Annotated in this window: 23 protein-coding genes; 14 read left to right on the top strand and 9 right to left on the bottom strand. The window is 73.3% G+C overall.

The annotated features are described in order from the left end of the window. Positions 1–232: 232 nt before the first annotated feature. Together FXF68_RS19240 and ileS are read right to left on the bottom strand one after the other, a co-directional pair. The gene (locus FXF68_RS19240) at positions 233–1,024 is read right to left on the bottom strand and encodes a DUF1707 SHOCT-like domain-containing protein (RefSeq protein WP_342787145.1); all 792 of its coding nucleotides are present in this window, start codon (positions 1,022–1,024) and stop codon (positions 233–235) included. Positions 1,025–1,129: 105 nt separating this feature from the next. Further along, on the bottom strand, positions 1,130–4,303 hold the full coding sequence (ileS, locus tag FXF68_RS19235; RefSeq protein WP_148761171.1) for an isoleucine--tRNA ligase: 3,174 nt from the start codon (positions 4,301–4,303) through the stop codon (positions 1,130–1,132). Between the two features lie 804 nt (positions 4,304–5,107). Here ileS and FXF68_RS43945 point away from each other — a divergent pair. The 3 genes from FXF68_RS43945 to FXF68_RS19220 all read left to right on the top strand — a co-directional run bounded on the left by FXF68_RS43945 (position 5,108) and on the right by FXF68_RS19220 (position 7,055). Next, complete coding sequence (locus FXF68_RS43945) at positions 5,108–5,503, top strand: TraR/DksA family transcriptional regulator (RefSeq protein WP_246178869.1); 396 nt, start codon at positions 5,108–5,110, stop codon at positions 5,501–5,503. Positions 5,504–5,571: 68 nt separating this feature from the next. Next, positions 5,572–6,123 carry a signal peptidase II gene (gene lspA / locus FXF68_RS19225; protein WP_246178805.1) on the top strand — a complete coding sequence of 184 codons (552 nt, stop codon included), beginning with the start codon at positions 5,572–5,574 and terminating at the stop codon, positions 6,121–6,123. Then, positions 6,123–7,055 (top strand): RluA family pseudouridine synthase, encoded by a 933-nt coding sequence (locus FXF68_RS19220; protein WP_148761165.1) that lies wholly within the window; start codon positions 6,123–6,125, stop codon positions 7,053–7,055. Before lspA ends, FXF68_RS19220 begins: the two co-directional genes overlap by 1 nt. Before the next feature lie 3 nt (positions 7,056–7,058). On the opposite strand, the gene FXF68_RS19215 is transcribed toward FXF68_RS19220, so the two are convergent. The 3 genes from FXF68_RS19215 to FXF68_RS19205 all read right to left on the bottom strand — a co-directional run bounded on the left by FXF68_RS19215 (position 7,059) and on the right by FXF68_RS19205 (position 8,579). After that, entirely contained in the window at positions 7,059–7,370 is a 312-nt protein-coding gene (locus FXF68_RS19215; protein ID WP_148353216.1) for an AzlD domain-containing protein, read from the bottom strand. 70 nt (positions 7,371–7,440) lie between these two features. Next, complete coding sequence (locus FXF68_RS19210; protein WP_148761163.1) at positions 7,441–8,148, bottom strand: AzlC family ABC transporter permease; 708 nt, start codon at positions 8,146–8,148, stop codon at positions 7,441–7,443. A gap of 71 nt (positions 8,149–8,219) precedes the next feature. Further along, positions 8,220–8,579, bottom strand: a complete 360-nt coding sequence (locus FXF68_RS19205; protein WP_148761161.1) for a chorismate mutase — start codon at positions 8,577–8,579, stop codon at positions 8,220–8,222. A gap of 279 nt (positions 8,580–8,858) precedes the next feature. On the opposite strand from FXF68_RS19205, the gene FXF68_RS19200 reads away from it, so the two are divergent. Both FXF68_RS19200 and dnaE read left to right on the top strand, forming a co-directional pair. Then, positions 8,859–9,734, top strand: coding sequence for an AraC family transcriptional regulator (locus FXF68_RS19200; RefSeq protein ID WP_148761159.1), 876 nt, complete (start codon positions 8,859–8,861; stop codon positions 9,732–9,734). Positions 9,735–9,856: 122 nt separating this feature from the next. Next, positions 9,857–13,387, top strand: coding sequence for a DNA polymerase III subunit alpha (gene dnaE, locus FXF68_RS19195; RefSeq protein WP_148761157.1), 3,531 nt, complete (start codon positions 9,857–9,859; stop codon positions 13,385–13,387). A 176-nt stretch (positions 13,388–13,563) separates the two neighbouring features. Here dnaE and FXF68_RS19190 read toward each other — a convergent pair whose 3' ends face one another. Beyond that, on the bottom strand, positions 13,564–14,271 hold the full coding sequence (locus FXF68_RS19190) for a DUF6882 domain-containing protein (RefSeq protein WP_148761155.1): 708 nt from the start codon (positions 14,269–14,271) through the stop codon (positions 13,564–13,566). A gap of 99 nt (positions 14,272–14,370) precedes the next feature. Here FXF68_RS19190 and FXF68_RS19185 point away from each other — a divergent pair, with 99 nt between their 5' ends. Continuing rightward, positions 14,371–14,988, top strand: a complete 618-nt coding sequence (locus FXF68_RS19185) for a hypothetical protein (protein WP_246178804.1) — start codon at positions 14,371–14,373, stop codon at positions 14,986–14,988. Here FXF68_RS19185 and ybaK read toward each other — a convergent pair. After that, entirely contained in the window at positions 14,872–15,369 is a 498-nt protein-coding gene (ybaK, locus tag FXF68_RS19180; RefSeq protein WP_148761153.1) for a Cys-tRNA(Pro) deacylase, read from the bottom strand. The two genes, FXF68_RS19185 and ybaK, sit on opposite strands and share 117 nt — an antisense overlap. A 32-nt stretch (positions 15,370–15,401) precedes the next feature. Continuing rightward, positions 15,402–16,064, bottom strand: coding sequence for an LON peptidase substrate-binding domain-containing protein (locus FXF68_RS19175; protein WP_148761151.1), 663 nt, complete (start codon positions 16,062–16,064; stop codon positions 15,402–15,404). A 190-nt stretch (positions 16,065–16,254) separates the two neighbouring features. Between FXF68_RS19175 and FXF68_RS19170 the strand changes: the two genes are divergently transcribed. From FXF68_RS19170 to hisF, 8 genes are all read left to right on the top strand, one after another. After that, positions 16,255–17,070 (top strand): PhzF family phenazine biosynthesis protein, encoded by an 816-nt coding sequence (locus FXF68_RS19170; RefSeq protein WP_148761149.1) that lies wholly within the window; start codon positions 16,255–16,257, stop codon positions 17,068–17,070. A 67-nt stretch (positions 17,071–17,137) separates the two neighbouring features. Continuing rightward, positions 17,138–18,445: a histidinol dehydrogenase gene (gene hisD / locus FXF68_RS19165; protein ID WP_148761147.1), complete on the top strand. Its 1,308-nt coding sequence runs from the start codon at positions 17,138–17,140 to the stop codon at positions 18,443–18,445. Further along, a complete protein-coding gene (locus tag FXF68_RS19160) occupies positions 18,442–19,542 on the top strand; it encodes a histidinol-phosphate transaminase (protein ID WP_148761145.1) in 1,101 nt (366 codons plus the stop codon). Before hisD ends, FXF68_RS19160 begins: the two co-directional genes overlap by 4 nt. Further along, a complete protein-coding gene (hisB, locus tag FXF68_RS19155) occupies positions 19,539–20,132 on the top strand; it encodes an imidazoleglycerol-phosphate dehydratase HisB (RefSeq protein ID WP_148761143.1) in 594 nt (197 codons plus the stop codon). The genes FXF68_RS19160 and hisB overlap by 4 nt, the downstream gene beginning before the upstream one ends. 2 nt (positions 20,133–20,134) lie before the next feature. After that, the gene (locus FXF68_RS42450) at positions 20,135–20,305 is read left to right on the top strand and encodes a hypothetical protein (protein WP_187438014.1); all 171 of its coding nucleotides are present in this window, start codon (positions 20,135–20,137) and stop codon (positions 20,303–20,305) included. Beyond that, the gene (gene hisH / locus FXF68_RS19150) at positions 20,302–20,937 is read left to right on the top strand and encodes an imidazole glycerol phosphate synthase subunit HisH (RefSeq protein ID WP_148761141.1); all 636 of its coding nucleotides are present in this window, start codon (positions 20,302–20,304) and stop codon (positions 20,935–20,937) included. The genes FXF68_RS42450 and hisH overlap by 4 nt, the downstream gene beginning before the upstream one ends. A 42-nt stretch (positions 20,938–20,979) precedes the next feature. Beyond that, complete coding sequence (gene priA / locus FXF68_RS19145; RefSeq protein ID WP_148761139.1) at positions 20,980–21,699, top strand: bifunctional 1-(5-phosphoribosyl)-5-((5-phosphoribosylamino)methylideneamino)imidazole-4-carboxamide isomerase/phosphoribosylanthranilate isomerase PriA; 720 nt, start codon at positions 20,980–20,982, stop codon at positions 21,697–21,699. A gap of 16 nt (positions 21,700–21,715) precedes the next feature. After that, positions 21,716–22,477, top strand: a complete 762-nt coding sequence (gene hisF / locus FXF68_RS19140) for an imidazole glycerol phosphate synthase subunit HisF (RefSeq protein ID WP_148761129.1) — start codon at positions 21,716–21,718, stop codon at positions 22,475–22,477. Here hisF and FXF68_RS19135 read toward each other — a convergent pair. Then, entirely contained in the window at positions 22,474–24,159 is a 1,686-nt protein-coding gene (locus FXF68_RS19135) for a CocE/NonD family hydrolase (protein ID WP_148761127.1), read from the bottom strand. The two genes, hisF and FXF68_RS19135, sit on opposite strands and share 4 nt — an antisense overlap. Positions 24,160–24,229 lie beyond the last annotated feature (70 nt).

Here is a 24,229-nt window from a genome sequence, read left to right as displayed (position 1 = left end):
GGGGGGCGACCCCCTGGAACCCCCGTTGCTCGCGAGGGGCCGTTTCCCGAACGCGTTCGCTCTCGGGAAACGGCCCCTCGCTCGGCGGGTCGGGCGACCTCCGGCCTTGGCGGCCTCCGGTCGCCCGACCCGTGGCCCCGGCTTGGGTTCCTGCCGGGGGGGCTTGGGTTCCTGCGGGTGGCCCTCGCTCGTGACGGGAGTTCCAGGGGTCGCCCCCCTGGGCAAACACACCTCAGCCTCTGCGCTCGCGGCGTAGTTCGCGGAGGCGGTCTCGGCGCTCGTCGCGGCGTTCGCGGATGTCCTCGCGCAGCTCGCGCCGCCGTTCCCGCAGCTCCTGGTGGTGTTCGCGGTGGAGTTGGTGGATCTCGTGGTGCCGGTCGCGGCGGCGCTTCTTGTCGCCGATCGCGCGGCGGGTGACGCTGACGCCGCCGAACAGGACCGTCCCGGTGATGCGGATGACGGGGGCGTCCGGGTCGGCGATGTCGTCCTCGGGCAGGTCGTTGCCGCCGAAGATCACCGTGTTCGCCCCGACGACGCGGACGCCGGGCGGCACCACCATGTTCACGCCGCCGAACACGCAGGTGATGTTGACGGACACCTCGCTCCGGCTGAGGACCGCCTGCCGGAAGTCGAGGTCGGCGCCGCCGAACACGCAGGAGATGTTGGTGGTGGGCTCGACGAGCCAGCGGCCCTTGCGCTCGACCCCGCTGAAGATCGCCACGAGGTTCGGCGACTGCGGCGCGGGCGGCGCGAGGGGCTCCTCCGCCTTGCGGAGGTCCACGCGGGGCCGCGCCTCGTGCTCCGGCGGGAGGTCGCTGAGGACGGGTTCCAGGTCGGCGTACGTCTTCGCGTTGTAGACCGCGTCGATGCGCTCGGCGTGCTCCTCGGGGGTGATGCGTCCCTCCGCGAGGGCTTCGCGCAGGCGGTCGGCGACCCGGTCCCGGTCGGCGTCCGACGCGCGCATGCCGGCGGCCGGCGGCCGCGCGGGGACTCCGGGGTCAGAGGGCTGCTCGGGAAGGTTCACCCCTCAATGATGGCAAACGCGATGTGTCGCGACAATCTCCCCCGCCGTACCGGTCGAGTGGACCGGTACGGCGGGGGAGCATGGTGGGAAGGGCGCGGCGCGCCGTCAGGCCTTCCGGAGGTAGTAGGTGAGGCCCAGTTCCTCGTCGCGGTTGGCGGTGAGGCCGTCCGGACGTCCCTCGGTGACCCCGGCGGCGAGCACCTCGGCGGCGAGCTCGCCGCCGTGCGCGCGAAGGGCTTCGGCGAGGTCGGTGCCGGTGGCCTCCCACCACAGCTCGATGCGGTCGGTGACGTCCAGCCCGGCGGACTTGCGGCCCTCCTGGACGAGCCGGACCGCCTCCCGCACCAGCCCCGCCCGGCGGAGTTCCGGCGTGACGGTGAGGTCGAGCGCGACGGTCTCGCCCGCGGCGCTCTCCACCGCCCAGCCGCTGCGCGGACGCTCGGTGACGATCACGTCGTCCGCCGACAGGGCGACCGTGCCGACGCCGTCGGCCTCGACCTCGGCCGAGCCCGCGCGGATCGCGTGCACGAGCTCCGCCGGGTCGGCCGCGGAGATCGCCTTGGCGACCTTCGGGGTGTCCTTGGCGTAGCGCTTGCCGAGCTCCCGGAAGTTCGGCTTGACCTCGTACTCGACCAGGTCGCCGCCGATCGAGGACAGCTCCTCGAACCCGAGGACGTTCAGCTCCTCGGAGATCTGCGCGCGCAGCTGCTCGGGCAGCGCGGACCAGCCGGCGGCGCCGACGAGGGCGCGGCCGAGGGGCTGGCGCGTCCGGACGCCGCTCGCGGCGCGGGCGGAGCGGCCGAGCTCGACCAGCCGCCGGACGAGCGCCATCTGGGCGGTCAGCGCGTCGTCGAGGAGGCTCTCGTCGACGGTCGGCCACTCGGTCAGGTGCACCGACTCTGGGGCGTCCTCGGGACGGATGACGTCCCACACGTGGTCGGTGACGAACGGCACGATCGGCGCCATCAGCCGCGTCAGCGTCTCCAGGCACGTGTAGAGGGTCGCGAAGGCGGACGCGCCGTCCGGGCTCTCCGGCCCCTCCCAGAACCGCCGCCGCGACCGCCGCACGTACCAGTTGGACAGGTCGTCGACGAACTGGGTGAGGAACCGCCCGGCGCGGGCGGTGTCGAAGGTCTCCAGGGCGGCGTCGACCTCCCGGACGGTCCGGTGCAGCTCGGCGAGGGCCCACCGGTCGAGCAGCGGCCGGTCGGCGGGGGCGGGCGCCTCGGCGAGCCGGTCCGGCGTCCACGCGCGGCCCTGCGCCTGCGCCGCGTTGGCGTACAGGACGAAGAAGGACGCGGTGTGCCAGTAGGTGAGGAGCACCTTCCGGACGATCTCCTCCAGCGCGTTGTGCCCGACCCGGCGGGACGCCCAGGGCAGCCCGTTCGCGGCCATGAACCAGCGCACCGCGTCGGCGCCGTGCTCGTCCATCAGCGGGATGGGCCGCAGGACGTTCCCGAGGTGCTTGCTCATCTTGCGGCCGTCCTCGGCGAGGATCAGCCCGAGGCAGACGACGTTCTCGTAGGACGACCGGTCGAACACGAGCGTCCCGACCGCCATGAGGGAGTAGAACCAGCCGCGCGTCTGGTCCTGGGCCTCGCAGATGTACTGGGCGGGGTAGGAGTCCTCGAACATCTCGTTGTTGCGGTGGGGGGCGCCCCACTGCGCGAACGGCATCGACCCGGAGTCGTACCAGGCGTCGATGACGTCGGGCACGCGCCGCGCCTCCCCGCCGCACTGCGGGCAGGGGAACGCCACGTCGTCCACGTAGGGGCGGTGGGGGTCGAGCGAGGACATGTCGCTCCCCGCCAGTTCCCCCAGCTCCTTCAGGGACCCGACGCAGGTGACGTGCTCCTCGTCCTCGGCGCAGACCCAGAGGGGGAGGGGGGTGCCCCAGTAGCGGCTCCGGGACAGCGACCAGTCGACGTTGTTGCGCAGCCACTCCCCGTACCGGCCGTGCTTGACCGTCTCCGGGAACCAGTTCGTCTTCTCGTTCTCCTCCAGCAGCCGCTCTTTGATCTGCGTGGTGCGGATGTACCAGGCGGGGAGCGCGTAGTAGAGCAGCGGGGTGTGGCAGCGCCAGCAGTGCGGGTAGGCGTGCTCGAAGTGCCCGCCGCGGAACAGCAGCCCGCGCGCGCGCAGGTCGTCGGTGAGGGGCTCGTCGGCGTCCTTGAAGAACTTGTTCCCGACCAGGGGGACCTCTCGCAGGAAGCGTCCGTCCGGGCCGATCGGGTTGACGATGGGCATGCCGTAGTTCTTGCAGACGGTCATGTCGTCCGCGCCGAACGCGGGCGCCTGGTGGACGAGGCCCGTCCCGTCCTCGACGGTGACGTAGTCGCCGAGGACGACGTAGTGCGCGTCCGGGATGTCGACCAGGTCGAAGGGACGCCGGTAGGTCGTCCGCTCAAGCTCGGCGCCCTGGTAGGAGGCGAGGCGTTCGGCGTCCTCGCCGAGCACCTGCTCCAGGAGGGGCTCGGCGACGACGAGCACCTCGTCCGACCCCTTCGGACGGGCGGCCACGTACGTCACGTCGGGGTGGACGGCCACGGCGGTGTTGGACACCAGCGTCCATGGCGTCGTCGTCCAGATGAGCAGCGCCGCGCCCATCTCGGCCAGCGGGCCGGACGTCACGGGCATGCGCACGTACACCGAGGGGCTGGTGACGTCCTCGTACCCGCCCGGTTGGCCCAGCTCGTGGTCGGACAGGCCCGTCCCGCAGCGCGGGCAGTAGGGCGTGATGCGGAAGTCGCGGAACAGCAGGCCCTTGTCGAACACCTGCTTCAGGGACCACCACACCGCTTCGACGTAGTCGGAGTCCATCGTCCGGTACGCCTGCTCGGTGTTGACCCAGTACCCCATGCGCTCGGTCATTTCCTCGAACGCGTCCACGTGGCGCAGGACGGATTCGCGGCAGCGGGCGTTGAACTCCGCTACGCCGTACTCCTCGATGTCCTTCTTGCCGGTGAGCCCGAGCTCCTTCTCCACGGCGACCTCGACGGGCAGGCCGTGGCAGTCCCAGCCCGCCTTGCGCGGGACGTGGAACCCCTTCATCGTCTTGAAGCGCGGGAAGACGTCCTTGAACACGCGGGCCTCGACGTGGTGGACGCCCGGCATGCCGTTCGCGGTCGGCGGCCCCTCGTAGAACACCCACCGGGGGCCGGACGCGGTGCGCTCCAGCGACCGCTCGAAGATCTTGCTGTCCTGCCAGCGGCGCAGCATGTCCCGCTCCAGGGCGGGCAGATCGACCTGCGCGGGCAGGGGCCGAAACGCTCGGCTCACGATGGCGGACCTCCGGATCGACGCGAACACGTTGACCGGAGGGACGAGGCGCGTGCCCGGATGCGTCCGAGCGGCCCCGCGGTACCACCCTCCTTGGCCGCGCCCGCACGGCACGGCCCGCTTCGTTCCAGCCTCGGCTGCCGGTTCTACTGCGCCCGCTGCGGGGCGGTTCCTCCGGCGGCTCCGGGGTGATCAGGCCGCCGGGCTCGCCCCCGGGCTCGCACCGTCCCCGGGTCGCTCATGGCTGCTGTGCGGCGGCAGGTGTCCCCATCACGGCCTGCCGATACGACTGCTCGTCCAGACTCTAACGCACGCGGGACGCGCTCTCTTCCCGATTCCTCCCCGGCCCGGGGCGGCGGCGGGCCGGGTGGCGTTCCTTTGCGATCTCCTGCGACGGCGCTGGGTTTCCAGGCGATCGGCGACCGGGCATAAGCGGGCGGTAACGCGGCCCAGGTCGTTTGCCGCGTCCGAGAAAGGGGACCTATGCTGCCCGCACTGCCCGTCGAGGCGACCAGCGCGAGGGAGGCCGACATGGCCGGCGCGAGGAGGGGCGCACAGCCCGCCGAGAAGGCACCAGCCGGGACCGCCCGGGGGACGCGGCCACAGGCGGCCAAGCCGCCCGCCGCGAAGGGACCGGCCGCGAAGGGACCGGCCGCGAGAGCGCGCAAACCGGGCGCGAAGCCCGCCCCTGGCAAGCCCGCGCCGCCCGCGGAGCCCGTCGAGCCCGTGGACGTCGAGCCCGTGGCCGAGGGGAAGGCGGCCAGGCCGGACGCCGGGCGGCGCGCGAACGACGCCGAGCCGCGCGTGACGGCGGCCGAACTGCCGGTCCGCGAGGGCGAGCACCAGTGGACGCCCGCCGAGCTGGCCGAGGTGCGGGCCGCGCTGCGCGAGCAGATCGAGGGCCTGCGCGCCGAGATCGCCGCGTCCGCGAACCAGATCGCCGAGGGCGACACGAGCGACGGGGCCGGGGACGACCAGGCCGACGCGGGCGCCAAGACCTACGAGCGCGAGCACGAGCTGGCACTGTCATACAATTCCCAGGACCTGCTCGCCCAGATCGAGCGGGCCGTCCAGCGGATGGACGCCGGCACGTACGGAACCTGCGAGTCCTGCGCCAAGCCGATCGGCAAGGCGCGCCTCCAGGTCTTCCCGCGTGCGACCCTGTGTGTGACATGCAAACAACGCGAGGAACGCCGCTGAGCGACTCAACGAACCCAGAGGGCGGGGCCGAGGAATCCACGGGATCTCCTCGGCCGCGCCGCGTCGGCGTGCTGGTCGCCGTGGCCCTGGCCGCGCTCGCCGCCGACATCGCGTCCAAGACGATCGTGGTGGCGACGCTGCAGAACGAGGAGCCGGTCCGGCTGCTCGGCGGGCTGCTCACGCTCCGCGAGACCCGCAACAGCGGCGCCGCGTTCTCGATCGGCACCGGCTACACGATCGTCTTCACCCTGATCGCGTTCGGCGTGGTCGTGGCGATCCTGCGGACCGCGCGGAACCTGCGCAGCCTGCCCTGGGCGGTCTGCCTCGGCCTGCTGCTCGGCGGCGCGGTCGGCAACCTGATCGACCGGATGCTGCGCGCCCCCGCCCCGCTGAAAGGGCACGTCGTCGACTGGATCCAGGTCCCCGACTTCCCGGTGTTCAACCTGGCCGACTCGGCGATCGTGTGCGGCGGCGCGCTGGCCGTCCTGCTGGCGGCGCGCGGCCTCCAGGTCGACGGGACGCGCGTCACCGGCGGCGACGACGACCCCCCGGAGCCGGGGCGGGAAGACGAGGACGAGCCCGAGCGCGGCGGCGCGCCGGCGTCGGAGGAGAAGTCCTGATGGGCGACGTGCGCGGCCTCCCCGTCCCGGACGGCCTGGAGGGCGAGCGGATCGACGCCGCCCTCGCGCGGCTGTTCGGCCTGTCGCGCGGCGGCGCCGCCGACATCATCGCGGCGGGCGACGTCCTGCTGGACGGCGCCGCCGTGGTCACGAAGTCCGAGCGGCTGCACGCGGGCGCCTGGCTCGAGGTGACGCTGCCGCCGCCGCCCGCGCCCCCCGCGCCGGTCGCCGAGCCCGTCCCCGGCATGGGCATCCTCTACGAGGACGACGACATCGTCGTCGTGAACAAGCCGATCGGCGTCGCGGCCCACCCCACCACCGGCTGGACGGGCCCGACCGTCCTCGGCGGGCTGCTCGGCGCCGGGCACACGATCGCGACGAGCGGGGCGTCCGAGCGGCAGGGCATCGTGCACCGGCTGGACGCCAACACCACCGGCGCGATGGTCGTCGCCAAGAGCGAGGTCGCCTACTCGCGGCTGAAGCGCGCGTTCAAGGAGCGGCGCATCGACAAGCGCTACCAGGCGCTCGTCCAGGGGCATCCCGACCCGTTCCGCGGGACGGTCGACGCGCCCATCGACCGGCACCCGTCCGGCGACGGGCGGTTCGCGGTGGTGGCGGGCGGCAAGCCGTCCGTCACGCACTACGACACGGTCGAGGCGTTCCGGGCGGCCACCCTGCTCGACATCGACCTGGAGACGGGGCGCACGCACCAGATCCGGGTGCACATGTCCGCGATCCGGCATCCGTGCGTGGGCGACCTGGCGTACGGGGCCGATCCGACGCTGGCGGCGCGTCTCGGGCTGCGGCGGCAGTGGCTGCACGCCGTCCGGCTGGGGTTCGAGCACCCGTCCACGGGCGAGTGGGTGGAGTTCCAGAGCCTGTACCCGGACGACCTGGCCCGCGCGCTGGAGATCGTCCAGGACGAGTCCTGAGCGTCAGAGGCCGAGCAGGCGCAGCCCCGCCGCGACCCCGGCGGCGATGACCAGCACGAGCAGGAACGGCGCCCGCAGCAGGAGCGCGACCACGGCCGCGCCGAGGCCCGCCATGCGCGCCCCGTCGAACTCCAGCGTCCGGCCGTCCGCGAGCGCCTGGACGGCGATCAGCGCGGTCAGCAGCGCCACCGGCACCAGCTCGGTGAACCGGCGCATCCTGGCGTCGTCCAGGACGCGCTGCGGCGTGACGAGCCCGGCGAGCTTCAACGCGTAGCACCCGAGCCCGGTAGCGACGACCGCGATCCATACGCTCATGACATTCCTTTTTGGGGGGCGGCCCCCAGAAACCCGAGGGGGAGAAGCCGCGATCCTCGCTTCGCCGCGGTCACGACTTCTCCGTCCCGCGCAGCAAAGCGGGGAGCGCGGCGAGGGCGGCGAGCATGACGGGGACGCCGGGCGGCAGCAGCGGTGTCGCGGCGATCGCGATGACCGCCGCGGCGGCCGCGACCCGGACCTCGGTCCGCCCGGCGGTGAGCCGGGGCCACAGCAGGGCGAGGAACACGGCGGGGCCGAGGACGTCCAGGCCGATCGCGTCGGGGTCGCCCAGCCGGGCGGCGCCCGCCGCGCCCGCCAGCGTCGTCACGTTCCAAGTCAGGTAGAGGCTGATCGCGGTGGTGTAGAAACCGGCACGGGCCGCGGCGCGGCCGCGCTGCGCGGTCGCGACGGCGGTGGTCTCGTCGATCACCACCTGCGCGGTCAGCAGCCGCCGCCAGCCGCGCACGTCGAGCGTCCGCGCGAGCCGCAGCCCGTACAGCGCGTTGCGGCCGCCGAGCAGCATCGCGCCGAGCGACCCGGCGACCAGCCCGCCGCCCCCGCCGATCACCCCGGCCAGCGCGAACTGCGACGCCCCGGTGAACGCGAGCAGGCTCAGCACGCACGCCTGCGCGACGCTGAGCCCGGCCGTGACCGCCGCCGCGCCGAACGCCACGCCGGACACCCCCACGGCGATGCCCACGCCCAGCCCGTCCCGGACGGCGGCCGACCGCGCGGTCTCCGCGGGCGCCGCCGCCTTCTCGGCTTCGGTGACCTCCATGCCCGCGACGCTAGCCGGACGGCCGCCGGGCGTTCTTGAACGTTCTTGCGCGGGACGGCGTCCCGCGCACGTCACGGGGACTCGGCCGCGTCCAGCCCGGCCTCGATCACCGCCGCCATGATCCGGGCGAGCCGCTCCGGGCCGAGGGACGGGGCGCGCTCCGCCATCGCCGCGACGATCTCCCGCTCCCGGCCCGGGTCGCGGCCCGCGAACCCGCCGACCGGCTTCAGCCGCTGGACGACCGCCGCGACGGCGGCCCGGCGCTCCAGTAGGACGGCGAGCGCCGCGTCCAGCCCGTCGATCGCGGCGCGGGCCGCGCCGAGCGTCGTGATCTCCGCGGGCGACGGCAGCGGGACGCGCAGCTCGTCCGGCCGCCCGCAGGCGGGGCCGGGCGCGTCGTGCCCGGCGGGGTCGATGACCTGGTCGTGCATGGGTGGTCCCCTCTCGTGCTGCGGCCGCGCGCGCAAGGGGTCCGTGCCGGGGCCGCTCCGATCAACAGGAAAGGCAGAGCCCGTGGGGGACTCTGCCTCTTTGGCCGGCTCCGGGGTCGTCGCTCAGGTCGCGGTGCGGACCGGCTCGCCCGGAGCCGGCCGCGTAAACCTGAAGTAGCGGCGTTCCATGCCCCGATCGTATGCCGGGACGGCGGGCGCGCGTCAAACCCCGGACGGCGCCGTCTCGCTCACCGAGACGTCCCGGCTAGCATGACCGGCATGGGCGCCGTGTCCGGCGCGGGGGAGGCCGCGCACTTCTTCCGGCATCCGGCTATCCCGGACGTCGACCTGCTGCGGGCCCGCTACGTCACCCACCGGTTCGCCCGGCACACCCACGACGGCTACGTGTTCGGCGTGATCGACGCGGGCGTGGAGGAGTTCGAGCACCCGGGCGGGGTCGTGCGGGCCGGGCCCGGCTCGGTGGTCGTCGTCAACCCCGGCGTGCTGCACGACGGGCGCGCGGGCGCGCCGGAGGGCTGGGCGTACCGGGTGATCTACCCGCCGGTGGACGTCGTCGCCGCCGTGGCCGCCGACCTCGGCGCCCGGCCGGGCACGCCCGCGTTCCCGGACGCCGTCCTGGACGACCCGTCCGCCGCCGCCCTGCTGCGCGCCGTGCACCGGGCGGGCGAGAAGGGCGACGCGCTCGCCGCGTCCACCTTCCTGCGGACGACCCTCGCGCGGCTGCTGACCGGGCACTCCCGCGACGTCCGCCGCGACGACCCGCGCCGCCCGCCGGGCATGCCGCGCGCCGTCCGGGAGGCCCGCGAGATCCTGCACGCGAACCTGGTCGGCCCGCCGTCGCTGGACGAGCTGGCCGACGCGGTCGGCGCCCGCCCGTTCCCGCTGCTCCGGGCGTTCCGCGACACGGTCGGGCTGCCGCCGCACGCCTACCTGAACCAGGTGCGCGTCCGGGCGGCGCGCGACCTGCTGGACGAGGGCCTGCGGCCCGCCGAGGTCGCGGCCCGCACCGGCTTCGCCGACCAGGCGCACCTGTCGCGGCACTTCAAGCGCACGCTCGGTGTCCCGCCCGGGGCCTACCGTAGCGCCCGCCGGAATGGGCGAGTCGTGGCGCGTGGGACGGAAGAAGAGAGTTAGGCTCTCAGCACCGCGTCAGTCCGGCCGGCCGCCGGGTTGACGATCTTCCCCCGGTCCGATACGCGCCGCGTGCCGCGAGGTACGTGCGCGGTCGCATGCGAGCAGCAGGAGGCGCAGCAGGCATGGCCGACTCTTTCGTTCATCTGCATGTTCATACGGAGTACTCCATGCTCGACGGAGCCGCCCGGCTGAAGCAGATGTTCGAGGAGGTCGGGCGGCAGAAGATGCCGGCGATCGCCATGACCGACCACGGCAACATGCACGGCGCCTACGACTTCCACAAGCAGGCGACGGCGGCCGGGGTGACCCCGATCATCGGGATCGAGGCGTACATGGCGCCCGAGTCCCGGTACCACAAGAAGAAGGTCCAGTGGGGCGAGCCGAGCCAGAAGCGCGACGACGTCTCCGGCGGCGGCCTGATCAACCACATGACGCTGTGGGCGCGCAACGCCAAGGGCCTGCACAACCTGTTCAAGCTGTCCAGCCGCGCCTACACCGAGGGCTTCGTCTTCAAGTACGCGCGCATGGACGAGGAGCTCCTCGCCGAGCACGCCGACGGGATCATGGCGACGACCGGGTGCCCGTCCGGGAAGGTGCAGACGCGGCTGCGGCTCGGCCAGTTCGACGAGGCGCTCAAGGCGGCCGCGAACTTCCAGGACATCCTCGGCAAGGAGAACTACTTCCTTGAGCTGATGGACCACGGCCTCGACATCGAGCGCCGCGTCCGCGACGGCCTGATCGAGATCAGCAAGCGGCTGAACATCCCGCCGGTGGTCACGAACGACTCGCACTACACGCACGAGTCGGAGGCGACCGCGCACGACGCGCTCCTGTGCGTCCAGGTCGGCAAGCAGCTCGCCGACCCCGACCGGTTCCGGTTCGACGGGTCCGGCTACTACCTCAAGACGGCCGACGAGATGCGCGCCATCGACTCGTCCGACATCTGGGCCGAGGGCTGCCGGAACACGCTGCTGATCGCGGAGCGCGTCGAGCCCGAGGGCATGTTCGAGTACCAGGACCTCAGCCCCCGCTTCCCCGTCCCCGAGGGCGAGACGGAGGAGAGCTGGTTCCGCAAGGAGGTCTGGAAGGGCCTGGAGCGCCGCTTCCCGGACGGCCTGCCCGAGGGCTACAAGGAGCAGGCCGAGTACGAGATGGGCGTCATCCTCGGCAAGGGGTACCCGTCGTACTTCCTCGTCGTCGCCGACTTCATCATGTGGGCCAAGGAGAACGGCATCCTCGTCGGCCCCGGCCGAGGCAGCGCCGCCGGGTCGCTGGTCGCGTACGCGATGGGCATCACCGACCTCGACCCCATCCCGCACGGGCTGATCTTCGAGCGGTTCCTGAACCCCGAGCGCGCGTCCATGCCCGACATCGACATCGACTTCCCTGAAGACCGGCGGGCCGAGGTCATCCGGTACACGACGGAGAAGTGGGGCGCCGACAAGGTCTCGTTCATCGCCACGTTCGGCACGATCAAGGCGAAGGCCGCCATCAAGGACGCGGGCCGCGTCCTCGGCTTCCCCTACGCGCTCGGCGACCGGATCTCCAAGGCGTTCCCGCCCGCCGTCATGGGCAAGGACATCCCGCTTTCCGGCATCTTCGACGACAAGCACCCGCGCCACGGCGAGGCGGGCGAGCTGCGCAAGCTGTACGAGGAAGAGCCCGACGTCAAGCAGATCATGGATCTGGCACAGGGCCTGGAGGGGCTGATCCGGCAGACCGGCGTGCACGCCGCCGGGGTGATCATGTCCGGGGAGACGATCACCGACCACGTCCCGATCATGCGCCGGGACGCCGACGGCGCGATCATCACGCAGTTCGACTACCCGACCTGCGAGACGCTCGGCCTGCTCAAGATGGACTTCCTCGGGCTGCGCAACCTGACGATCATCGACGACGCGCTCACCGGGATCCGCCGCAACAAGGGGACCGAGGTCGACCTGCTCGCCCTCGAACTGGACGACAAGCCCACCTACGACCTGCTCGCCCGCGGCGACACCCTCGGCGTGTTCCAGTTCGACGGCGGTCCGATGCGGTCGCTGCTGCGGCTGATGAAGCCCGACAACTTCGAGGACATCTCCGCCGTCGGCGCCCTGTACCGGCCCGGCCCGATGGGCGCGAACTCCCACACCAACTACGCGCTCCGCAAGAACGGCCAGCAGGAGATCACCCCGATCCACCCGGAGCTGGAGGAGCCGCTCAGGGAGATCCTCGACACCACCTACGGCCTGATCGTCTATCAGGAGCAGGTGATGGCGATCGCGCAGAAGGTGGCGGGCTACACGCTCGGCAAAGCGGACCTGCTCCGCCGCGTCATGGGCAAGAAGAAGAAGGCGGAGCTGGACGCCCAGTTCGTCGGCTTCGAGCAGGGCATGCTCGACAACGGCTTCTCCAAGGAGGCCGTGAAGACGCTGTGGGACATCCTCGTCCCGTTCTCCGACTACGCCTTCAACAAGGCGCACTCCGCCGCGTACGGCCTCGTCTCCTACTGGACGGCCTACCTCAAGGCGAACTACCCGGCCGAGTACATGGCGGCGCTGCTCACGTCCGTCGGCGACGACAAGGACAAGAGCGCCCTCTACCTGTCGGAGTGCCGCCGGATGGGGCTGAAGGTCCTGCCGCCGGACGTCAACACGTCCGAGGCCGACTTCACCCCGCTGGGCGACACCGAGATCAGGTTCGGGCTGTCGGCCGTCCGCAACGTCGGCACCAACGTCGTGGACGGCATCGTCGCCGCCCGCAAGGAGAAGGGCGCCTACACCGACTTCAACGACTTCCTCAACAAGGTCCCGCCGATCGTCTGCAACAAGCGGGTCGTGGAGTCGCTGATCAAGGCGGGCGCGTTCGACGAGCTCGGCCACCAGCGCAAGGCGCTGCTGATGGTGCACGAGCAGGCGATCGACTCGGTCATCGACATCAAGCGCAAGGAGGCCGTCGGGCAGGACTCCCTGTTCGGCGCGCTGGAGGAGGACGGCGGCGAGGACGCGTTCGCCGTCGCGATCCCCGAGGGCGAGGAGTGGGACAAGACCACCCTCCTCGCGTTCGAGCGGGAGATGCTCGGCCTGTACGTGTCCGACCACCCGCTGCTCGGCGTCGAGCACATCCTGGAGCGCGAGGCCGACTGCTCGGTCGCCGCCCTCAACCAGGGCGAGCGGCCGGACGGGCAGATCGTCATCGTCGCGGGCCTGCTGTCCGGGCTCCAGCGCAAGGTCACCAAGCAGGGCAACTCGTGGGCGATGTTCCAGCTGGAGGACCTCGGCGGGGCCATCGAGGTGCTGTGCTTCCCGTCCGCCTACCAGCTCTGCTCGACGCTGCTCGCCGAGGACGCGATCCTCGTCGTCAAGGGCAAGCTCGACCGCCGCGAGGACGTCGCCAAGATCATCGCGATGGAGGTCGTCCAGCCCGACCTCACGATCACCGACGCGACCGGCCCGCTCTCGGTCACGATGCCGCTCGGCCGCTGCACGCCCCCCACGGTGTCGCGGCTGAAGGAGGTCCTGGTCACCCACCCGGGCACGGCGGAGGTGCACTTGCACGTCCAGAACGGCCCCCGCACCACGGTCATCCGCCTGGACGACCGCCTCCGCGTAGCCCCGTCCCCCGCCCTGATGGGCGACCTGAAACAACTCCTAGGCCCATCCTGCCTGGGCTAGCCACGGGCTGAACGAGGAAAACCTGAGCCGGGGTCACGGTTCGTGCGGCCGGAGGCGCCCCAGCGCCGGAGGCCGCACGAACCGCGGAGCGAGGGGCCGTTTCCCGAGAGCGACCGCGTTCGGGAAACGGCCCCTCGCGACCAACGGGGGTTCCAGGGGGTCGCCCCCCCCTGGGCTCACGGAGCGTGGACCTTCTGGAGTTCGAGTTCGGAGGTCCAGTCGACGAAGCGGCCTAGGCCGTCGAAGCGGGCGCGGGCGGTGCCGCCGCCGGGGAGGTGGGCCTCGGTGACCAGGTCGGTCTGGCGGTAGGGGACGCGGTGCCGGGACAGCAGCCCGGCGAGCGTCAGCCGCGGCTCGTGCGGGAACAGGCTGGCCGCGTTGGCGAGGAGCCGGGGGAGGGGCACCGGGTCCCACTGGGCGGGCGGGGCCTGCGGGTCGTCGACGTGCAGGTAGGCGGAGCCGCCGTCGTAGCCGGCGCCGATGTAGCCGGCGCCGCCGAGGACGCCGCCCGCGGCCATCGCGATCAGCTCGCCGCCGTGCCCGGCGGGACCCTCGTACCAGGACAGGTCGACCTCGGGCGTGGTGAACTCGGCGACGCCGAGGCGCTCGCCGATCGTCCGGATGACGAGGGTCGGCGCGACCGCGGGATGCGCGTCGCCGAACTGGGGGTTCGCCCAGCCCCACAGCCAGGTGCGCTCGCGGGCGGCGTAGCTGCCGAGGAGGGACACGCGGACGGTGACGCCGCCGCTGGAGTAGGTGCGCGCGGTGAGGTCCGCGCTCCAGTCCTCGCGCGGCAGGAACTCGGCGAGCGTCTCCTGCTGCTGCAGGACGACGGCCGCCAGCGCGGCGCCGAGGCGTTCGAACGCGGGACTGAATCCGGACATGTCGGGCACACATTATCCCAGTGGTCGGGGCCATCGTGGGCGGTAATCGGACAGGCTAGGCTTTCGCTGTCAGAGGACCTTCATCGAGGAGCGTACGAGGTGCGGGGACCCGCCGGGCGGCTCTTGACGTCGAGGATCCTTCGGACGTGGGCGGTCACCGCCGCCATCGTCACGCTGCTCGGTCCGCCGCTGGGTCTGCTGTGGGCGAAGACCGTCCCCAAGGTGACATACGTAATAGTCCAAGGTGAGCCATTGCTGGCCGATCCGGAAGGTCAGGGTCCGATCGGGATCGACGCCCGGTTCGCGCTGATCACCGTGCTCGCCGGGCTGGTCTGCGGGTGCGCCGCCTACCTGGCGGGCGGCCGCGGCAACGACCTCGCGCTGCTGCTCGGGCTGGCCGTCGGCGGCGTCGCCGCGGCCGTCCTCGTCTGGCGGACCGGCCACCTCATCGGGCTGGACGGCTTCGACGCCGCGGTCCGCCGCGCGCACGACGGCGACACCGTGACGGGCGTCGCCGACCTGCGCGCGAAGGGCGTCCTCGTGTTCTGGGCGGTGGTCGCGGTCGCCGCGTACGGGCTGCTCGAACTGGTCGTCCGGCGGCTACCCGCGGGCGATGGCGGCGACGGCGGCGCCGGTGAGCCGGACGAGGTCGGCGGGGACGAGCTCGATCTGCAGTCCGCGGCGCCCGGCCGAGACGTAGACGGTCGCGAGCCCTGACGCCGACTCGTCGACCACGGTCGGCAGCCGCCTGCGCTGGCCGAGCGGGCTGATCCCGCCGACGACGTAGCCGGTGGCGCGCTCGGCGTCCTTCGGCTCCGCCATCCGCGCCTTCTTGCCCCCGGCCGCGGCGGCGAGCGCCTTCAGGTCGAGGGTGGCCGACACCGGGACGACCCCGACCGTGAGCCGCCCGTCCACCTCGGCGAGCAGCGTCTTGAAGATCCGGTCGGGGGAGATGCCGAGGGCCTCGGCGGCGGCCTCCCCGTACGACTCGGCGTCCGGGTCCACCTCGTAGGGGTGCAGGGTGAACTCGATCTTCGCCTTGGCGGCGGCGACGGTCGCCGGGGTGCCCATGCCGCCCTTGGCCTTCGGGGTGCTCATGGGGCCAGTGTGCCGTGGCCCCCCGCGGCCGGTCAGTTCGGGTGGAACGAGCCGTCCAGGAACTGGCCGGCGGGGAGCATCGGCAGCACGTCCAGGATGCGGTTCTCCCTGGCCAGCAGGTCGCGTTCGGCCTCAAGGCGGAGCGCGGCGTCCTCGCACTCCAGCAGGCGCTGCTTCTCGTGGCCGTCCAGGACGAGCGCCGCCGCGATCGCGTACGACAGGGCCACCGGGTCGCGCGGGGGCTCGCCGTCCTCGAACGGACCGGCGCCCGCCGCGCGCAGCCGGTGCCGGTACAGCCGGTACAGCCGCCGGACGCGCACCGCCGCGGGCTCCGGGTCGGTCCCCGCGTCCTCGGGCAGGAACTCGACCTCGCCCTGCAGGTAGGGGCGGGACCGGTCGAGCTCCTTGAGCCGGAACCGGCGGGCGCCGACGGTGACGACGTCGTACCGGCCGTCCGGGTGGCGGCGGGCGTCGCGCAGCTCGGCGACGCAGCCGACCTCCGCGAGCCGGTGCGCGGCGGACTCGCCGACCTCGTGGCCGAGCTCGATTCCGACGACGCCGAAGCCGCGCGGCTCGGGCCGGTCGAGCAGGTCGGCGACCAGCCGGAGGTAGCGGTCCTCGAACAGATGCAGGGGGAGCACCAGCCCTGGGAACAGCACGGTGCCCAGCGGGAACAGGGGGAGCCGCTCGGTCACACTCTCTCTCCACGTTCCGGGGCGCCACCGGGAGAACGCCGTTCGGCGCCAGCCTACGTCGAAGGCGATGATCTTGGTAAGAGAGAGATTTTCAGATTGTGAAGCGAAAGTCATCGCTCCGCCGGGTGCCGGGCCGCTTACCGCCGACCGGCCGTGCCGCCCGCGCGGGGCGGGCGGTACCGTCGCCGCCATGAGGATGCTCGTCGTGGACGCCTTCGCCGACCGTCCGTTCACCGGGAACCCGGCGGGGGTGTGCCTCCTCCGGGACGAGGCCGACCCCGCGTGGATGCAGCGTGTCGCGGCCGAGATGAGGCATTCGGAGACCGCGTTCGTCCGCCCGCTCCGGGACGACCGGGAGGCCGACTACGAGCTGCGCTGGTTCACCCCGCTCGTGGAGGTCGCGCTGTGCGGGCACGCCACGATGGGCGCCGCCCACGCGCTGTACGAGACGGGGACGGCCGAGCCGGGCCGTCCCGTCCGGTTCCGGACGCTCAGGAGCGGCGTCCTCACCGTCGGGCGGGACGCGGGCGGCGCGCTGTCGATGGACTTCCCGTCCTGCCCGGCGGAGCCGGTCGCCGTCCCGGACGGGCTCGCCGAGGCGCTCGGCGTCCCGGTGGCCGCGGCGGGCCGGAACGTCCAGAACGACGTGCTCGCCGAGGTCGCGGACGAGACCGCCGTCCGCGAGCTGGCGCCCGACGTCGCCGCGCTCGCCCGCATCGACGCCCGGGGCGTGATCGTCACCGCGGCGGCGGACGCCGGGCGCGGGTACGACTTCGTGTCCCGGTTCTTCGCCCCGCGCGTCCTGCCGGACGGCGGCGAGGACCCGGTGACCGGCTCCGCGCACTGCGCGCTCGCCCCGCACTGGGCGGCGCGCCTCGGCCGCGACGCGCTGACCGGGTACCAGGCGTCGGCGCGCGGCGGGCGGGTCGGCGTGGCGCTGCGCGGTGACCGCGTCGTCCTGTCCGGGACGGCCGCGACCGTCCTCGACGGGGAGCTGAGAGCCTGATCGACACGTGCGTCTCGGCACGTGAGACGGTGCGCGAGGGACGGAGGCCACTCCGTAGACTGGACGGGTGATTTCCCGAATCGACCTGCGCGGCTCGCTACCAGGCGACCTGCGCTCCGTGCTGCCCCGCGCCGAGCTCGACGTCGAGGCCGCCCTGGCGAAGGTGCGGCCCATCTGCGACGACGTGCGCCATCGCGGGTCGGCGGCGGTCCGGGAGCACACGAGGGCGTTCGACGGGGTGGCGCTGGAGCGCACCCGCGTCCCGGCGGCGGAGATCGAGCGGGCGCTCGCCGAACTCGACCCGGCCGTCCGCGACGCGCTGGAGGAGAGCGTCCGGCGGGCCCGCGTCGTGCACCGGGCGCAGCGCCGCGCCGACGTCACCACCCAGGTGGTGCCGGGCGGCACCGTCACCGAGCGCTGGATCCCGGTCGAGCGGGTCGGGCTGTACGTGCCGGGCGGCCGGGCCGTGTACCCGTCCAGTGTGGTCATGAACGTCGTCCCCGCGCAGGAGGCGGGCGTCGCCTCGCTCGCCGTCACCTCGCCCGCGCAGAAGGAGTTCGGCGGCCTGCCGCACCCGTCGATCCTGGCGGCGTGCGCGCTGCTCGGCGTGGACGAGGTCCACGCGGCGGGCGGCGCGCAGGCGATCGCGATGTTCGCCTACGGCACCGAGGAGTGCCGCCGCGCCGACCTCGTCACCGGGCCCGGAAACGTGTACGTCGCGGCCGCGAAGCGGCTGCTCAAGGGCGTGATCGGCATCGACGCCGAGGCGGGCCCGACGGAGATCGCGATCCTCGCCGACGCGACCGCGGACCCGGTCGACGTCGCCGCCGACCTGATCAGCCAGGCCGAGCACGACGTGCTCGCCGCCGCCGTCCTCGTCACCGACTCGGTCCGGCTCGCGGACGAGGTCGAGGCCGAGCTCAAGGCCCAGGTCGACCGCACCCGGCACACCGAGCGGATCACCGAGGCGCTGGCCGGGCGGCAGTCCGGCATCGTCCTGGTCGACTCGGTCGACGACGGCCTGCGCGTCGTGGACGCCTACGCCGCCGAGCACCTGGAGATCCACACTGAGGACGCCGCGGCCGTGGCGGCCCGCGTCCGCAACGCCGGGGCGATCTTCGTCGGACGGCACGCGCCCGTCTCGCTCGGCGACTACCTCGCCGGGTCCAACCACGTCCTGCCGACCGGCGGGTGCGCCTGCCACTCGTCCGGGCTGTCGGTGCAGTCGTTCCTGCGCGGCGTGCACGTCGTGGAGTACGACCGCGACGCGCTCGCCGACGCCACCGCCCGGGTCGTCGCCCTCGCCGAGGCCGAGGACCTGCCCGCCCACGGCGCCGCGCTCAAGGCCCGCTTCGACTGGGAGGTCCCGTCGTGACCTCGCTCGGCGACCTCCCGCTGCGCGATGACCTGCGCGGCCGGGAGCCCTACGGCGCGCCGCAGCTCGACGTCCCGTACGCGCTGAACACCAACGAGAACCCGTACCCGCCGTCCGACCGGCTGGTGAAGGCGCTCGGCGAGGCCGTCATGGACGTCGCCGGAACCCTGAACCGCTACCCGGACCGCGACGCCGTCGCCCTCCGCGCCGACCTCGCCGCGTTCCTGAACGCCGACACGCCCGGCGCGGGCCTCGACGGCCGCCGGGTGTGGGCGGCGAACGGCTCCAACGAGATCATCCAGCAGATCCTCCAGGCGTTCGGCGGGACGGGCCGCACCGCGCTCGGCTTCGAGCCGTCCTACTCGATGCACCCGATCATCACCGGGGTGTCGGGGACGCGCTGGCTGAACGCCTTCCGCGACGACGACTTCGGCATCGACCCGGTCCGCGCGGTCGCGGCGATCGAGGGGCACCAGCCTGACATCGTGTTCCTGACCTCGCCGAACAACCCGACCGGGACGGCGCTGCCGCCGGCGGTGATCGAGGCGGTCCTCGACGCGGCGCCCGGCATGGTCGTCGTCGACGAGGCGTACGCCGAGTTCCGCCGGGAGGGCACGCCGTCCGCGCTGACGCTGCTCGACGGCCGTCCGCGGCTGATCGTCACCCGGACGATGTCCAAGGCGTTCGCGATGGCCGGGACGCGGCTCGGCTACCTCGCCGCCGACCCCGCCGTGATCGACGCGCTGCTGCTCGTCCGGCTGCCCTACCACCTGTCGGCGGTCACCCAGGCGGTGGCGCGCACGGCGCTCGCGCACGGCGCGGAGCTGCTCGGCGGCGTCGAGGCGCTGCGCCGAGACCGCGACGCCATCGTCGCGTGGCTGCGCGCCGAGGGGTTCCGGGTGGCCGACTCCGACGCCAACTTCGTCCTGTTCGGGACGTTCCCCGACCGCCACGCCGTGTGGGAGGCGCTACTGGCGCGCGGCGTCCTGATCCGGGAGGTGGGGCCGCCCGAGTGGCTGCGGGTCAGCGTCGGCACCCCCGGCGAGATGGACGCCTTCCGCACCGCACTGACAGAAGCACTGAAGGAGGGTCTGTGACGCGCAAGGGCAGAGTCGAGCGCGGGACCAAGGAGACCACGGTCCTCGTCGAGATCGACCTGGACGGCACCGGGCAGGTCGACGTCGCGACCGGCGTGGGGTTCTTCGACCACATGCTGGCCCAGCTCGGCAAGCACGGGTCGTTCGACCTGACCGTCAAGACCACGGGCGACCTCCACATCGACAGCCACCACACCATCGAGGACACCGCGATCGCGCTCGGCCAGGCGTTCCGCGAGGCGCTCGGCGACAAGTCCGGCATCCGGCGGTTCGCCGACGCGTCGATCCCGCTGGACGAGGCGCTCGCCCAGGTCACCGTCGACGTGTCCGGCCGCCCGTACCTGGTGCACGTCGAGCCGGACGGCATGGCCCCCATGATCGGCCCCGAGTACGACACCACGATGACCCGGCACGTCTTCGAGTCGTTCGTGTCGAACGCGCGGGTCGCGCTGCACGTCCACGTCCCGTACGGGCGGAACGCGCACCACATCGTGGAGGCGCAGTTCAAGGCGCTCGCGCGGGCGCTGCGCGATGCGGTCGCGTTCGACCCGAAGGTGCGCGGCGTGCCGTCCACGAAGGGGGCGCTGTAGCGGTGGAGATCGCCGGTGCGGAGCTCACCTTCGGCAACGTCGTCCTGTTCGCGGTCGCGTTGTTCCTGCTCGCGGGCGTCTACAGCTTCGTCAAGCAGGGCATCAAGTTCGGCGCGCTGATCCTGCTGGTCTTCGCCGGGCTCGCGTTCCTCGGGGGCGTGCTGTGGCTGTGAGGAAGGTCGTCATCCTCGACTACGGGTCGGGGAACCTGCGGTCCGCCGAGCGGGCCGTGGCCCGCGCGGGCGCGGACGTGACCGTCACGGCCGACCGGGACGCCGCGCTCGACGCCGACGGCCTGGTCGTCCCCGGCGTCGGCGCGTTCGCCGCCTGCATGGCGGGGCTGCGCTCGGTGCGCGGCGAGCAGATCATCGGACGGCGGCTCGCCGGGGGGCGTCCCGTCCTCGGCATCTGCGTCGGCATGCAGATCCTGTTCGCCAAGGGCATCGAGCACGGCGTCACCACCGTGGGCTGCGCCGAGTGGCCGGGCACGGTCGACCGGCTGGACGCGCCGGTCGTCCCGCACATGGGCTGGAACACCGTGGACGCGCCCGAGGGGTCCGTCCTGTTCGACGGCCTGGCGGACGCGCGGTTCTACTTCGTCCACTCCTACGCCGCGCGGAGCTGGGACCTCGAAGCCGACCCGACCGGCACCATCCCGGCCCCGCTCGTCACCTGGTCCGAGCACGGCGACCGCTTCGTCGCCGCGGTCGAGAACGGCCCCCTCTCCGCCACCCAGTTCCATCCGGAGAAGTCGGGCGACGCCGGCGCGGCCCTCCTCCGTAACTGGCTCGGCACGCTCGGCTGACCCGTCCCCTTCCTTCCTCATCTGCCTCGATAGGGTTTCCGCATGTCCCTGACGCTCCTTCCCGCCGTCGACGTTGCCGCGGGCCAGGCCGTCCGCCTGGTCCAGGGCGAGGCCGGCACCGAGACCTCCTACGGCGCGCCACTGGACGCGGCGCTCGCCTGGCAGCGGGCGGGCGCGGAGTGGATCCATCTGGTCGACCTCGACGCCGCGTTCGGCCGCGGCTCCAACCGCGAGCTGCTCGCCGAGGTGACGGGACGGCTGGACGTGAAGGTCGAGCTGTCCGGCGGCATCCGCGACGACGCGTCGCTGGAGGCGGCCCTCGGCACCGGCTGCGCCCGCGTCAACATCGGCACCGCCGCGCTGGAGGACCCGGCCTGGTGCCGCAAGATCATCGCCTCGCACGGCGACCGGATCGCGGTGGGCCTGGACGTGCGCGGCACCACCCTCGCCGCCCGCGGCTGGACGCGCGAGGGCGGCGACCTGTGGGACGTCCTCGCCCGCCTGGAGGACGACGGCTGCCCCCGCTACGTCGTCACTGACGTCACCAAGGACGGCACGCTCCGCGGCCCCAACACCGACCTGCTCCGCGAGGTCTGCTCGCGGACCGACAAGCCGGTGATCGCGTCGGGCGGCGTCTCGTCCCTGGACGACCTGCGCGCCCTCGCCGGGCTCGTCGCGGACGGCGTCGAGGGCGCGATCGTCGGCAAGGCCCTCTACGCGCAGGCGTTCACGCTGGAAGAGGCCCTGGAGGCCGTGAAGTGAGCGGGGAGGCCGTGAAGTGACCGTCGCGGTGCGGGTGATCCCCTGCCTGGACGTCGACGCGGGCCGGGTGGTCAAGGGCGTCAACTTCCAGAACCTGCGGGACGCGGGCGACCCCGTCGAGCTGGCCGCCCGGTACGACGCCGAGGGCGCGGACGAGCTGACGTTCCTCGACATCACCGCGTCCAGCGCCGACCGGTCCACGACGTACGACGTCGTCCGGCGGACGGCCGAGCAGGTGTTCATCCCGCTGACGGTCGGCGGCGGCGTCCGCACCGTGGACGACATCGACCGGCTGCTGCGGGCGGGCGCCGACAAGGTGTCGGTCAACACGGCGGCGATCGCGCGTCCGGAGTTCCTGCGGGAGGCCGCGCACCGGTTCGGGTCGCAGTGCGTCGTCCTCTCGGTGGACGCCCGGCGCGCGGACGGCACCCCGTCCGGCTTCGAGGTCACCACGCACGGCGGACGCCGCGGCACCGGCATCGACGCGGTCGAGTGGGCCCGACAGGGCCAGGACCTCGGCGTCGGCGAGATCCTGCTCAACTCCATGGACGCGGACGGCACCAAGGCGGGCTTCGACCTGGAGATGCTCGCGAAGGTCCGGGACGCGGTGACGGTGCCGGTGATCGCCAGCGGCGGGGCCGGCGCGGTCGAGCACTTCGCGCCCGCGGTCGCGGCGGGCGCGGACGCCGTCCTCGCCGCCAGCGTCTTCCACTTCGGCGAGCTGAAGATCTCCGAGGTCAAGGCGGCCCTGCGCGAGGCGGGCGAGCCGGTCCGCTAGAGGGCGTCCTCGCCGGCGGGGACGGCGGCGTCCGGGCCGCGCTCGACGACCGGCAGGATGATCGCGGACGGCCGGTCGGGGTCGTGGAACACCTCCTGGCGGGCCGTGACCATGCGGGTCGCGGTGGCGAGCGGCTCGCCGGTGCCCGGGTTCGCGGCGACCTTCGGGTGGGCGCCGCTCGTCACGTGGACGCGGACGCGGTGCCCGCGCGGGAACCGGTGCCCGGTCGGCCACAGGTCGACGGCGATCCGGCGGACGCCGTCCGTCCCGACGGGCTTCTCCGCGGCGGCGGGCAGGCGCAGCCCGCCCTCGCAGACGTTGCGGGACGCCCCGTCCGGCGCGACGTCGCAGAGCCGGACGACGAAGTCGGTGTGCTCCCGGTCCGAGCGGACGAACAGGTCGGCGCCGACCGGGCCGATGACGTCCAGGTCGGCGGGCAGGACGCCGGAGGTGAACACGAGGACGTCCGGGCGCCGCTCCACCGGCCGGTTGTCGACCGGCCGGGAGCTGCCGAGCAGGGTCGGCCCGCCCAGCGCGGGCGTCGGGCGCGCCGGGTCGAAGCGGTAGGCGGTCGGCGGCCCGTCCCGGGGGCCGTCCTCGCCGAGGCCGCCGCCCGCGTGCAGGTGCCAGCGCGCCTGCCGCATGCCGGGCGGGGGCCAGTCGCGGTAGTGCCGCCATTCCCGCGCCCCCGTGACGTAGACGCGGACGGGGTCGCGGCGCAGCCCGGACGGGTCGCCGAGCAGGTGCGCCCGGAACCAGGCGAGCGACTCGCGGATCGTGACGAGGCCGTGCCGCGGGTCGGTGTGCCACCAGGGCCCGATCGTCAGGTAGGGGACGTGCCCGGCGGCGCGCAGCGCGAGGTAGTCGCGGAGCTGCCACGGCAGGAACACGTCGTACCAGCCGCCGAGCATGGTGACGGGCGCGGCCACCTCGCCGACGGTGCCGCTGAAGTCGCGCCCGTCCCAGTAGCCGTTCTCCCCGGCGTGGCTGGCGAGGAGGTCCTGGTAGAAGCGCATCTGCTCGCCCCCGGCGAGGACGTCCAGCTCGGCGAGCGGGCGGCCGGACCGGGCGGCCCGCAGGGCGCGGCGGTGCGACACCAGCGGCCCGGTCACCATCCCGAACCGCCGCCGCTGCCGGTGCGTGAGGCCCGTCCAGGTGAGCGTCGACTCCAGCGCGAACGAGCCGCCGACGTAGGCGGCGTCCCGGAACGTGGACGCGGTGATCTGCAGCGACATCGCCTTCAGCTCCGGACCGGCCGCCGCCGCGATCGCCCACGCCGCGTAGCCGAGGTAGCTCGGGCCGAACGCGGCGAACGTCCCGTGGAACCACGGCTGCCGCTTCAGCCACGCCACGGTGGCGAGGCCGTCCTCGCCCTCGCCGCCGAGCGGGTCGAACTCGCCGCCGGAGCCGGACGTCCCGCGCGTGCTCTGCGCCACGAGCTGGAACCCGAACGGGACGAACGGCAGCCCGTTCGCGAGGGCGGCGGGGCCGCGCCGCCCGTAGGGCGTCCGGACGAGGATCGTCGGCGGCCGCCGCACCCCGAGCGGGACGTACCGGTCGGCGCGCAGGACCACGCCGTCCGGCATGGCCACCGGCAGGTCGCGCTCGACGGTGTAGGGGAGCAGCCCGCGGGGACGGAGGAGCCCGACCGGCGGGGCGGGCAGTCGATCCCAGGGCGCCATGCTGCCTCCGTCCGCGATTGGCTACCAAGTGGTAATAACCGTCCGCGCGGGCCGCAACCGCGAGAAACCC

The sequence above is a fragment of the Actinomadura decatromicini genome, assembly GCF_008121305.1.
Classification (GTDB): domain Bacteria; phylum Actinomycetota; class Actinomycetes; order Streptosporangiales; family Streptosporangiaceae; genus Spirillospora; species Spirillospora syzygii.
This window is presented reverse-complemented; position numbering and strand designations above follow the sequence as displayed.